The organism is Belnapia mucosa (assembly GCF_016775475.1).
Taxonomy (GTDB): Bacteria; Pseudomonadota; Alphaproteobacteria; order Acetobacterales; family Acetobacteraceae; genus Belnapia; species Belnapia mucosa.
Window position 1 is genome coordinate 16,503 of sequence record NZ_JAEUXJ010000035.1, and the last position, 12,222, is coordinate 28,724.

Genomic DNA, 12,222 nt, shown 5'->3' on the forward strand with positions numbered 1-12,222 from the left:
GGTGGGACTGGGGGCAGGGGCATGGACGACGGGGTGACGCGAGCAGCGGCCGAGGCTGGACTGCCGGCAGTGGTGCCGGCGGAGCAGGCCAGGGGTCTCGCCCCGGTTGGTGCGGCGGCTCTGGCCACGGCCCAGGCCTATGCGCGGCAGGCGCTGGCGCCCGAGACGCTGCGGGCCTATGCCGCCGACTGGGGCCATTTCTGCGGCTGGTGCAGTGAGAGTGGCTGCGCGCCCCTGCCGGCCGAGCCGGCGGCCGTCGCCGCCTACCTGGCGTCGCTGGCCGGGCTGTATTCCCGCTCGGCGCTGGAGCGCCGGCTGGCCGCCATCGGCCAGCAGCACCGCCTGCGCGGGCTCGACTGGTCCGCCGGCCATCCCGCCATCCGCACCACCCTGCGCGGCATCTTCCGCCGGCATGGCAGCCGCCGCCGCCAGGCCGCGGCGCTGACCTCGACCGAGCTCCGCAAGCTGGTGGCTGCCTGCGGCGGGGACCTCGCTGGCCTCCGCGACCGCGCCCTGCTGCTGCTGGGCTTTGCCGGGGCGCTGCGCCGCTCCGAGCTGGTTGGCATCGACCGCGAGCACCTGCGCTTCACCGGCGAGGGCCTCCGCCTGACCTTGCCCTCCTCCAAGACCGACCAGGAGGGGCGGGGGGTGGAGCTCGGCATCACCCGCGGCAAGCGGGCCGAGACCTGCCCGGTGCGCACGCTCGAGGCTTGGCTCGCCGCCTCGGCCTGCGACTATGGGCCGGTGTTCCGCAAGGTCGACCGCTGGGGCAACATCGAGCACGCCCGGCTCAGCGGCGAGGCGGTCCGCACCATCCTGGCCGGCCGCGCCAAGGCGGCGGGGATCACGGTGCCGAGCAGCGAGCGGCTGTCGCCGCACGGGCTGCGGGCGGGGTTCGTGACCGAAGCCTATATGGCCGGCGCCCGCGATGAGCAGGTGATGGACCACACCCGCCACCGCGACCTCAAGACCATGCGCGGCTATGTCCGCCGGGCCAAGCTGGTCACCGAGAGCGCCAGCAAGCTGCTCGACCTGTGATCAAAGTCCGGGAAGGGAGGAGGCTGCCGGAGTCGGACAGCGGGGCAGGGCAGGGGGCTGCGCCGCCAGCCGAGGTGCTGGCGCCGGCGCATACCGACTGGCTCTACCACCACCTCCGGGTCGTTGGGGACCCGGCCGAGGTCGCGGCCTTTCGTCAGGCTGCGGCCGGGGCCGGGGTCATCCCCTGGCAGCACAGCCTCGGGCGGGCCGAGGAGGACTGGTTCCATCTGCTGGTCGCCCCCCCGCCGCCGCTGACCCGCAGCCTGAGCCTCGAGGGCGCCCGCATCCTCGCCGGCCAGCTGCGGACCGCGGCGGAGGAACGGCTGCGGCTGGTGGCCGAGCGCGCGGGCGAGAGCCGGGCCTGCCCGCTCGACCTGCACCGGCTGCTGCCGGTGCCGGAGGGGGTGCTTCGGCTCGGGCCGGAGCATCCGGAGGCGCGGGCCTGGCTGTGGTCGCACTGGGGCACGACCGAGGCGCTGCGTCATGTCGTCGAGCTACCGGTCCCGAAGCGCGGTCAGCCGCCCAAGCGCGACCCCGGCCTGCTCTGGCTGGGCTTCTGGTCGGCCGATTGGACGCCCTGGCCGGCGATCCGGCAGCTGCGCACCCGCTGGCCGGCCCTGCGGATCGCGGTGCAGCCGCGCTACGATGACCCCTAAGGCGGACAGCGCCGAGGCCTTCCTCGACACTGCCCCGGCCGCGGTCGGCAACAGCGGCGCGCCGGCGCTGCGGCTGGGGGCTTATGAGGGCCCGCTCGACCTGCTGCTGGAGCTGGCGCGGGCGCAGCGGGTCGACCTGGCGCAGATCTCGGTCGCCACCCTGGCCGAGCAGTTCGAGGCGGTGGTCGCGGCGGCGATCGAGCAGCGAGCGGTGCCGCTGCCACGGCTGGCGGACTGGCTGATCATGGCGGCCTGGCTAACGCTGCTGCGCTCGCGCCTGCTGCTGCCGGCCGCGACGGCGGAGAGCGCTGAGGCCGAGCGCGAGGCAGAGGGGCTGCGGCGCAAACTGGCCGACCGCGAGTGGGCGAGCCGCCTGGCGGACTGGCTGGAGCGGCGGCCGCAGCTGGGGCGGCAGGTCTTTGCCCGAGGTGAGGCTGACCAAGCCGCTGCCCCGGCCGCTGGCGCGCTGCCAATCGCCGATACGGCGGAGCTGCTGCGGGCCTGCCTCAAGCTGTTGCAGCTGCCGCACCGAGACCGGGTGTATCGGCCCCGCCCGCCGGCGCTGTGGCGGGTGCCGGATGCGCTGGAGCGGATGCGCCAGCTACTGCCGACGATAGGCGGGGGGGCTGACCTCGCCGCCTTTCTGCCACCGCCGTCCGAAGCGCGAGTGCAGTCACCGCTGCAGCGGCGGGCGGCGCTGGCAACGACGCTGATGGCCGGGCTCGAGCTAGAGCGCGACGGTGGGTTGACCTTGCAGCAGCCTGAACCTTTCGGCGCCGTGATGGTAAACTCAGCGGTCACGGTCGGAGACGAACAGGCGGGATCCAGAAGAGATGGCCGATACATCCGAGGCGAGAAGCTGCTTCGTGTTGATCATTCAGGGTGCCAGGCCTTGGGCCGGCGTGGTCGACGGGATTGACGGTGCCCGGAACGTGCTGACCCAAATTCTATGTCGTGGGCATGAACGTCTTTCGTCTGGCGAGATCGCGGCGGCCATTGCGTCGCTCGACGACCCAGAGGCTTGGGCGGTACAGGTGACAGCCGCCCTTTTTGGCATTGGTGGTTCGGCTACGACGGTGGTTCGGCAACCCTGCAACGCCTGACAGAGCCGCTGCCGCCAAACTCCGCCATATTAAGACTGCGTTCCACACTCGGTGACGTCGCTGGCATCCTAGCCGATGTCTCTGGCGATCTCCGCAGGCTTGCTGATGTCGAACGGAGACAATACGTCTTTACGCGACATCTGTGAGCCGCCCCGGGTTGGCTAAGGGCTTCAACCTCAAGAGCTTACCCATCTGCATTTTGACATCCCGCGGTCGCAGTGCGCGTGCTGGCCGTCGCTCTCGTGAAGCTTGGGCAGCCGGAGCGGGCGAGGCGGGTCGTCGAGGGCTTGGTGGCGATCGAACCACATCGGACGGTTTGGGGCTTCCTCGCCCGGATACCGCTACCCGTCGAAGCGATCGCAAAAAGCCACGCCGAGGCCCTGGCCATCGTCAGCCTGCCCCGGTAGGAATTCCTGGAAAGCGTCATATGGTCGCGCCTACAGCGTCGCATCTGGTGTCGACAAAGGGCAACGCCAGACCAGGCGCCCGGCCGCAGCGACGAGTGCCCGTGCTGGCAAGCCAGGCGGCTTGACCCGACTGTGCCTCGCCGAGTTGGCATCCTCGAGAGCACTCCCAACTCTAGGATGAGCCACCGAGAGAAATGCCACCGTCATGACCGAGGACGCTTTGCCCGAATTGCCGCCACGCGCCTTCGCCAAGGTCGATGCGTCGGCGGATACTCTCTTCTACGCCAACCCTCGCTTTGTCACCCATATCGACGACGGCGCCATCGCGGCCGTGACGCGACTGTATCAGGCGCTCTTCCCGGCCGGCGGCACGGTCCTCGATCTGATGTCGAGCTGGGTCAGCCATCTGCCGAAGACAGTTGCCTTCGCCGAAGTCATCGGGCAGGGCATGAATGCGGAAGAACTGGCTGCCAATCCGCAGCTCGACCGCTGGTTCGTCCAGGACCTGAACAGCGGTCCCAGGCTGCCGCTCCCGGACGCGAGCGTCGACGCGGTCGGCATTTGCGTCTCGATCCAGTACCTGCAGCGGCCGGTGGAGGTGATGCGCGAGGTGGTGCGCGTGCTGCGTCCGGGGGGTGTCGTGGCGATCACCTTCTCCAACCGCTGCTTCCCGACGAAGGCGGTGGCGATCTGGCAGGGCCTGGGAGGCCAGGACCAGTGCGGGTTGGTGGCGCTGTATCTGCGACGTGCCGGCGTCCCGAGCGTGGAAGCGCTCGAGCTGGTATCGCCGGGGAAACGGGGCACGGACCCGCTCTGGGCCGTGATCGGGCGTAAGGACAAGCGCCATGAGGGCTAACCGCGCGAGGCGGGCCGTTGTGCTGCCGCTGCTGGCCGTGCTTACCGGCGCGGCGATGGCGCTCGCCGTGTCGGGCTGCTCCGCCGCCGCACCCGAGGGGGCGGTATCGTCCGCAGCGCCTCCTGGCTTCGCCACGGAGCGGTTTCCGCGCCCGCAACGTCCGGTCGCTGGTATCGTATCCGACCAATGGGCCAGCGAGGACAGCCGCGAACGCGCGGGCGAGGCGGCCCGGGTCATCGATCTGCTCGGCATCCGCCCCGGCATGACGGTCGCCGATATCGGTGCCGGTGCCGGCTACTATGTCGGTCGACTGGCGCAGCGCGTCGGTCCCAAAGGCCAGGTCATCGCCCAGGACATCGACCGTCGTACCCTTGACCGCCTTGGACAACGTGTCTCGCGCGAGCGGCTGGGCAATGTGTCGCTCGTCCTCGGCGCGCCGCATGATCCGCGCTTGGCGCCGCGTTCGGTCGACCTTGCAATGCTGGTCCACATGTACCACGAGATCGCGCAGCCCTACGGCCTCCTAGCCAACCTAGTCCCGGCGATGCGGCCTGGTGGGCGGGTGGCGATCCTGGATGTCGACGGCCCCGTGCCAGCGCATGGTACCCCGCGCGCGCTGCTGTCCTGCGAGCTTGCGGCGGTCGGATACCAGGAAGTCGCATGGCACTGGATCGAGGGGCGATCGATCTATCTGGCGGTGTTCGAACCTCCGGCGGCGGCGCCCGAGCCCGAACGCATCGTCCCATGTCGTGCAGAGTAGAAGTGTGGCCGATCCGAAACGCCGCTACGGATCGTGGCCCTCTCCGTTGTAGCGACGACCTTTGATAATATTCCCGCCTGAGAATTTTAAAGTTAGGGCAAACTTTGTGTCGCTTGCGCGGCGGGCGACTTATACCAAATCTCTCTGATCAGAACCGATGTGCCCAGTCGCGCAAACCGATGGACATGATGGTCCAAGGTTGTTCGACGAGCCTGTTCCAGGCGCGACTGCAGTGATCGAGGATGTCGTCGTAGGACCGGAAGACCCGGTTCGAGAGCCAGTTGTCTCGTATGAACTGTCAGGTGTTCTCGACCGGGTTGAGTTCAGGGCATTTCGGCGGCAGTGGGACGAGGGTGATGTTAGGCGGCACTTCGAGCCTGTCCGAGAGGTGCCATCCGGCTTGGTCGAGCAGCAGCACGGCATGTGCACCAGGTGCTACCGCGGCGGCGATCTCCGCGAGATGCAGGCTCATGGCCGCGGTGTTGCAGTGAGGCAGGACAAGGCCCGCCGCCTTACCCTCCTTGGGACAGATGGCACCGAAGATATAGGTCGATGCCGTTCGCTGGTCGTTCAGCTCTACGGGCCGGGTGCCGCGCCGGGCCCAGCGTCGGGTGATCTTGTTTTTCTGGCCTATCCTGTTGGACGCAGTGCGTCCAACCATCGGCGAACCAGATCTCGGTGTCGCCGGCCGCTACGCTTTTCTCACGCGCGACTTCGTCCAGGCGGCTGGCGAAGCTTTATGGGATGGCCCGCCCCTCCTTCCTGCTGGCGTAGGCTGGCCGGGCAACCGGGGTAAGGGAGCGAACCCATGAGGGCGATCGCGGTACTCGGAGTGGATCTGGGCAAGAACAGCTGCAGCGTGGCAGGGCTGGACGCAGCCGGCCGGGTGGTTCTGCGCCGACGGCTGCACCGGGACGGGGTCATGAGGCTGGCGGCAGCGTCACCGGGCTGCGTGGTGGCAATGGAGGCCTGCTGTGGAGCGCATCACCTGGGCCGCAGGTTGCGCGATGCGGGGCACGAGGTGCGCTTGATGTCGCCTGAGTATGTCCAGCCCTATGTGAAAGCGCAGAAGAACGATGAGCGGGACGCCGAAGCGATCGCTGAGGTCGCGACCCGGCCGACCATGCGGTTTGTCGAACTCAAGAGCGAGGCGCAGCTCGACATGCAGAGCCTGCACCGCGCCCGCGACCGGTTGGTGAGTGAGCGGACAGCGCTGATTAACCAGCTGCGCGCCATTTTGCTGGAACGCGGTATCATCGTACCCCAGGGTCGGCGCAAGCTGGAGATCTACCTCGAGGCTCTGCTGGCCGAGGAGCGAGTTCCGCTCAGCCCGCGGATCCGCCTCCTGGTGAAGGATCAGCGGGCTGAGTGGCGTGAGCTAGACCGGCGTATCGAAGCCTTTGACGAGGAGTTTGCGGCTGCGGCCCGGAGCGACGAAGCCGCTCGGCTGCTGACATCCATCCCAGGCATCGGGCCGCTGAACGCCACCGCCCTGGTGGCGGCGATCGGCAGGGCGGCGACCTTTGGCCGGGGACGGGATCTCGCCGCCTGGCTGGGGCTGGTGCCACGGCAGATGACCACCGGGGGCAAGCGAAAGCTGCTGAGGATCAGCAAGCGCGGCAACGTCTACCTGCGCAAAATGCTGATCCACGGCGCGCGGGCGGCGCTGCCGACGCTGCTCAAGGGTGACACCCTGCTGGCGGGTGGCTACGAGGCCTGAGCGCCCGGGCACACGTGAACACGGTGGTGGTGGCGCTCGCGGCTAAGTTGGCGCGTATCATCTGTGCCATGCTGCGCAGCGGGCAGAGGTTTGAGATTGATCGGTCCCCATTGGGTGGTCCGCGGTGAATGTTAGAGCGATTTCCAATCAGTCTGCATCGTATCCGGCGTTGGCGAAGTAGTTGGCGCATTCCTCTGGCGGGTAGAGGTCGAGGATGCGGCCGATGGCGTTCCACAGGCCGTGGATGGTGCGCTCGGCGGCTTTGCGCAGGTGTGCCTTGAGCTTGGAGAACGCCTGCTCGATCGGGTTGAAGTTGGGGCTGTATGGCGGGAGGAAGAGCAGCGTTGCGCCAGCCGCTTCGATCGCCTCGCGCGCGGCCGGAGCCTTATGGCTCGACAGGTTGTCCATGGTGACGATGTCGCCGGGCGAGAGGTCGGGTACGAGTACCTGGCAGACATAGGCGACGAAGGCATCGCGGTTGATCGGACCATCAAGCACCATTGGTGCAACCATGCCCGTGCGCCGCATGCCTGCAACGAGCGTGGTGGTCTTCCAGTGTCCATGCGGCACGCCGGAGCGTAGCCGCTCGCCACGCCGGCAACGGCCATGGCGTCGCGCCATGTTGGTGGAGGCCCAGGTTTCGTCGATGAAGACCAGCCGCTCGGGATCGAGATCGAGTTGGCTGTCGAACCATTCCTCGCGCTGCTTCAGGACGTCCGGGCGGTCCTGCTCGGTGGCGTGCGCTGTTTTTTTCTAGGTCGGCAAAGTTAGCTGGCAGGCGAGTTGTTCGAGATCGGCCAAGTAGGCCTGTGGGTTACGCCGGAACTGGGTCCGCAGCGTCCGTGCATGGCGGCGTTGTTCAAGGCGGCGGCGGAGTGCGCTCCAGTTCTCACGGCTGACGCGGCCAAGGTCGCGTGCGGTGGGTGAGTGTTGTCGCGTTGCGATGGCGGCGATCAGATGAACCTCGCCGCGCAGCACGACGGCGGGCGATGCCGCCTTGCGTCCTGTGGCGCGCCGCTCGTGGTAGCGCTGGGACCCGAACAGCTGTTCGAGGTCGTTGTTGGTCCTGGGCAGGCCGGGCACGGCATAGCAGTGGAACAGTCCGGGACGGTAGCTGCGGGCGACCTTGGCGAAGTGCTCGATGGCGGGTGCCACTGCGCCGGCTTGGTGACGGTGCCGGAGCATGGCGCCGAGCAGCCCGTCGAACCGGCGCCGGACCGTGCTGGCATGCTCGCCCTGGTCGTTGTTCAGCAACCTTGCTGCAGCATGCACCCAGACATAGGCGCATTCCACCGCCGGCCAGAGTGGGGCCGTGCTGTCCAAGCCGCGGCCGATCAGGTGGCGGAGCCGCGCGAGCGGCGCGGGTGAGCCCCCTTTTCCATGACCCGGTCCAGGCTGTCCGCCACCGCCTCCAGCCGGCCCTTGAGCTTCAACCCAGGGGCGGCGAGTGGTGTGCGACCGTCGTCCGTGATGGCGCTGCGCACGGCCGCGCAGTAGCCCAGCACCAGCTCGGCCTTGCCATCCTGGCGTCCCTCCACCGTGCGCTCGATCCGGCGCACCCCACGCACCCCCTTCTTGAGTTCCTTCTTGGCGTGCCGGTCCGCCTCGTAGACCGGGTTCGCCGCCTCCCGCAGGAAGTGAAACTGGCAGAGCTGGTGCGGCACGCCTGGCAGAGCCCGTTCCACCGCCCGCCGGATCGAGGTCTGCCCGTCGCTGACCACACCCTCCACCGGCACCCCGATCGCTTTTGCCACCTCGGCGAGCAAGGACGCCAGGTCCTCGGCCGTGCCCGACAACAGGCTGCGCGCCAACAGCACCTCGCCCGAGAGGCACTCGCGCACCACCCACAGCACCTCATGACCGACGTCTGGCTGCATGCCGTCCAGCGCCAGGATGGCCCGCCCTTGCTTGGCCAGAACCCGACGCAGCCGCCGGGTATCGCTCAGCGAGGTGGCCAGCAACTCGTCATAGCGGTCCAGCAGATTGGTCACGCTCCGCTCAGCGATCTCCACCCCGCGCGCCCGCAGGGCGGCGTGGATCTCCGGCACGCTGCGGTGATCCCGGTGACGCAGCACCCCCACCAGCGCTACCACGTCCAGGCCGAACTCATGCTGGGAGAGCGCCATCGCGCCCTCCGCCTCGGGCCGGTACGCCAGGTGATGACGAGCACAGCCCTTATGCTCGCAGCGGCGGATCTTCAGTCGCAACCGCACCGACCCAGACAGCGTCACCAGGGTCCGGCGGTTCTCGTAGCGCAATCGCATGTGGCCGCCGCAACCCGGGCAGTTCCGCCGGAGGGGAACCAGCACCCGCTCCCGCGCGGGTTCCGCCCGCGCCAACAGCCTAGCCATGCGCGCCTCTAGAGCTCGTCAAAGAACCACCCGGTCAACGCGCAACGCCAGCCAACTTTGCCAGCCTAGTTTTTTTGAGCGTGATCCGGTGCCGGTCGAAGAACCGCCACAGCGTGCCGATCCCGACCGGCGTGCCACGCTCGGCCAGCAGCGCCTGCAACTCGACCAGCGTGATGTCGTCCTTCGCCTCGACAGCAGCCAGAATGAGGGCTCCGTGCGCGTCGATTCTGCCCGCACGACGGTCGCCGCCCTGCGGCTTGGCGGCCGGCGTGCCGTTCTGAAGAACCAACTGCCGCCAGCGAATCGCGCTCGCCGCGCTGACCCCGAACCGTGCTGCCGCGGCTCGGCACGACATCCCACCATCAACCGCGGCGACCACCCGCTCTCGAAGATCCTGTGACAGCACTCGCGGCATCCATGCCGGCCTCCTCGACCCGGCACAGAGCATGAATCAGAAAATCGCGGCGGCGTGAATCCTCAACGATTCAGAAGGCGCGGAAAACGCTCTAGAAGGCGCCATGATGCGCTATTCATTGGTTGCACCACGCGGTCAAGATGCTCCGAACAGAGTTGTCTGCACTTTTTCGGTTGGTGTCTGTTGTAGCCGAGCAATTGTCCCGCTCTTCATGGGTGGGCAGGATCGGCAGGGACTGATGCGGACGGCCCGCTCGGGGAATCGGCTCAAGGCGCCTACTGGTATCGTGCCCTGTAGCGGCAACCATATTGTCTGGTGGAATGAGCTACTTAAGCCCTCGCTTGGCATCATCGAAGACCACCAGCCCATCCGACGCGGAGCCGGACGGAGGCACACCCATGCTGTCGGTCTGAAGGTACTGAATAGAAGAACAGGCTCGACTTCTTCGACAGCAAGACGAAACTCGGCACCTTCGTCGCCATCGTGGCGATGCGCGGAATTGGCGGAGGCACCCAATCCACGCGGCATCTCCCTGTCGCCTCCATACCATCTAACGCGGGTCTTCCGATGCCTCTCATCGACATGTATGCCGTGATAGCTCTGCGGCTTGCGATGCTTCACCATGAAAGGCGGGCTGGGTCGGTGGAGCACGAACGAGCGGGTAGTTGCCGCCCTGTGCAGGCATCTTCCAGGAGGCAGCATGAACGCGTCCACGAAAGGCGGCACTAGCCACCGTCCGCCCTCAGGAACTAGCGGCTCCTTGAGCGACGCGGCTGAGGCCGAGGCGGCGCGGCTGGCAGTACTGCGGAGCTACGCGATCCTTGACACGCCGGCGGAGGCAGCCTTCGACCGGTTGGCGGCGCTTGCCTGCGACCTCCTTGGGACGCCAATGGCAATGGTCTCACTTATCGACGAGACCCGCCAGTGGTTCAAGGCGCGCGTTGGCACGGATCTGCGGGAGGTACAGCGCGAACTGGCATTCTGCGATCATACCATCCGGGGCGGGCCGGACGAGGTGCTGGTCGTGCCCGACCTGAAAGCCGATCCACGGTTCGCCTCCAACCCATTGGTCGCTGGCAGCCCGCATCTCCGCTTCTACGCTGGCGCGCCGCTTTTCGGCCCGGGTGGAACGGTGCTCGGGACTGTTAGCGTTCTGTCTCCTGGAGCGCGTCCCGAGGGGCTGTCAGAGACGGAGACGCGCGGGCTCCGCAATCTGGCTGCGATGGCGGCTGACGAGCTGGAGTTGCGACTGCAGTCGCGCCTATCCCGCGAGGCGGCGGTGAGTGCCGAGGCGGCCCGCATCGCCGAGGAGCGACTGCGCCGTGCGCAGGAGGCCGCCGGGGTCGTCGCCTTTGAAATGGCGGGCCGAGGCGGAACAATCACTGACGTGGCCCCCCGAGCTGGCGGGCTGTGGCAAGTCCTCGGCTTATCGCCCAGTTCGTTGCTGCATCTCCGCCATGTGCTTGCCATGGTTTACCCGGAGGATCGCCCTGCGGTGGCCGCCGAGGCCCGTCGGCTGACTGCCGCGGGCGGAGAGTTCCGCCTCGAGTTCCGAGTTAAGTCCGTGCGTTGGCTGCAGGCACGCGGCAAGATCGAGGTCACCAGAGGTCAAGACCAAGTGCCGAACTGGCGCGCCTCGGGGATCATTCTCGACATCACAGAGCGCAAGGAGATGGAACTTGCGCTGCGCGAGGCCGAACTCCGTCAACGCACACTCTTCGAGGCAGCGCCATTTGGCGTTATCGTCATCGACCCCGCAACGCACCGCATCCTCGACGTCAATGGACGGGTCTGCACCGAGTACGGCTACACGCGCGAGGAACTCCTTTCCCTCTCGCTTGCCGACATCGACGCGCTCGGGGACTCTGAGGCCATTCGCGTCCGGGGCAGGGCACATGCGGTCCGCCCCGGTACCCAGGAGGTCGAGGCGCAGCATCGGACCAAGTCCGGCGAAATTCGCGACGTGCTGGTTCGGGCGCAGGGCGTCGTGCTCGGTGGGCGAGACGTGACCTACGGCGCGCATATCGACATTACCGCCCGGAAGGCTGCTGAGGCAGCACTGCGCGAAAGCGAGGCCGAGTTCCGGGCCGCATTCGAGCAGGCTTCCGTGCCGATGTCGGAGGTGGACTGCGCCACGGCTCGCTTACTTCGGATCAACGCCGCCTATGCACGGCTCGTCGGGCGCCGTGTCGAGGATATCGTGGGCCGGCCATTCTCCGACCTCGTGCATCCCGACGACCGGGCCGAGGACCTCGCGGGGTTCCAACGCATGTGCCGCGGCGAAGCGCCTATGCACGAGGTCGCCAAGCGCTACGTGCGGCCTGACGGTTCGGTTCGTTGGACCGAGCTGACCTCGGCTCCCGTGTGTGACGACGCGGGGCGGATCGTGCGTTCCGTGGCGATCATTCAGGACGTGACGGAGCGCCGGGCGGCCGAGGAGCGTCAGGTCCTGCTGGTGCGCGAGGTGGACCACCGAGCAAAGAACGTCCTGGCCGTCGTGCAGGCAGCGCTGCGGCTGACGCCGAAAGGCAACACTGAGGCCTATGCGAAGGCCGTCGAGGGTCGGGTGATGGCGCTCGCCCGAGCTCATTCGCTGCTGGCGGCAGAACGCTGGACCGGGGCCCGGCTGCGCACCCTGCTCGAAAGTGAACTAGCAGCCTTCCTGACGGTCACGGCGACGAGCGGTGAAGGCGGGCAGCGGGCGGAGCTGAACGGCCCTGATATAATGCTCCCGCCTGCCTCGGCGCAGGCGCTGTCGATGACGCTGCACGAACTTGCCACGAATGCCACCAAACACGGAGCGCTCTCCGCATCCGGAGGCCGGATTTCAATATTGTGGCTGTTGAGTTTCGCTGAGAACTGACCCGGGGTTTTCATCGAGAACTGACCCGGCCAAGGGATATCTCCCGCGTGCTG

At 67.7% G+C, this 12,222-nt stretch carries 9 protein-coding genes and 3 pseudogenes; 8 read left to right on the plus strand and 4 right to left on the minus strand.

What is annotated here, in order from left to right:
• Window positions 1–21: 21 nt before the first annotated feature.
• From JMJ55_RS29010 to JMJ55_RS29030, 6 genes are all read left to right on the plus strand, one after another.
• A complete protein-coding gene (locus tag JMJ55_RS29010) occupies window positions 22–1,038 on the plus strand; it encodes a site-specific integrase (protein ID WP_202829097.1) in 1,017 nt (338 codons plus the stop codon).
• Window positions 1,035–1,694, plus strand: a complete 660-nt coding sequence (locus JMJ55_RS29015; protein WP_202829098.1) for a hypothetical protein — start codon at window positions 1,035–1,037, stop codon at window positions 1,692–1,694. The genes JMJ55_RS29010 and JMJ55_RS29015 overlap by 4 nt, the downstream gene beginning before the upstream one ends.
• Window positions 1,684–2,613: a segregation and condensation protein A gene (locus JMJ55_RS29020; RefSeq protein WP_202829099.1), complete on the plus strand. Its 930-nt coding sequence runs from the start codon at window positions 1,684–1,686 to the stop codon at window positions 2,611–2,613. The genes JMJ55_RS29015 and JMJ55_RS29020 overlap by 11 nt, the downstream gene beginning before the upstream one ends.
• Window positions 2,614–3,021: 408 nt before the next feature.
• Window positions 3,022–3,204, plus strand: a complete 183-nt coding sequence (locus tag JMJ55_RS32240) for a hypothetical protein (protein ID WP_407927574.1) — start codon at window positions 3,022–3,024, stop codon at window positions 3,202–3,204.
• 205 nt (window positions 3,205–3,409) lie between these two features.
• Window positions 3,410–4,060 carry a methyltransferase domain-containing protein gene (locus JMJ55_RS29025; protein WP_202829100.1) on the plus strand — a complete coding sequence of 217 codons (651 nt, stop codon included), beginning with the start codon at window positions 3,410–3,412 and terminating at the stop codon, window positions 4,058–4,060.
• A 19-nt stretch (window positions 4,061–4,079) separates the two neighbouring features.
• Window positions 4,080–4,820, plus strand: coding sequence for a class I SAM-dependent methyltransferase (locus JMJ55_RS29030; RefSeq protein WP_202829101.1), 741 nt, complete (start codon window positions 4,080–4,082; stop codon window positions 4,818–4,820).
• A gap of 148 nt (window positions 4,821–4,968) precedes the next feature.
• Here JMJ55_RS29030 and JMJ55_RS29035 read toward each other — a convergent pair.
• Window positions 4,969–5,457: pseudogene (locus JMJ55_RS29035) on the minus strand (IS630 family transposase); the annotation flags it as partial.
• Between the two features lie 171 nt (window positions 5,458–5,628).
• Between JMJ55_RS29035 and JMJ55_RS29040 the strand changes: the two are divergent.
• Window positions 5,629–6,668, plus strand: a pseudogene (locus JMJ55_RS29040) (IS110 family RNA-guided transposase).
• Window positions 6,669–6,687: 19 nt separating this feature from the next.
• Here the strand turns inward: JMJ55_RS29040 and JMJ55_RS29045 are convergent.
• The 3 genes and pseudogenes from JMJ55_RS29045 to JMJ55_RS29055 form a co-directional block, all read right to left on the minus strand.
• Window positions 6,688–7,293: pseudogene (locus JMJ55_RS29045) on the minus strand (IS630 family transposase); the annotation flags it as partial.
• A protein-coding gene (locus tag JMJ55_RS29050) for a transposase (protein ID WP_202829102.1) occupies window positions 7,294–8,804 on the minus strand; the annotation gives its coding sequence in 2 pieces (ribosomal slippage) (window positions 7,294–7,919 and window positions 7,919–8,804; 1,512 coding nt in all).
• Between the two features lie 121 nt (window positions 8,805–8,925).
• Complete coding sequence (locus JMJ55_RS29055; protein ID WP_202829103.1) at window positions 8,926–9,306, minus strand: transposase; 381 nt, start codon at window positions 9,304–9,306, stop codon at window positions 8,926–8,928.
• 760 nt (window positions 9,307–10,066) lie between these two features.
• Between JMJ55_RS29055 and JMJ55_RS29060 the strand changes: the two genes are divergently transcribed.
• Window positions 10,067–12,169 carry a PAS domain S-box protein gene (locus tag JMJ55_RS29060; RefSeq protein ID WP_202829104.1) on the plus strand — a complete coding sequence of 701 codons (2,103 nt, stop codon included), beginning with the start codon at window positions 10,067–10,069 and terminating at the stop codon, window positions 12,167–12,169.
• Window positions 12,170–12,222 lie beyond the last annotated feature (53 nt).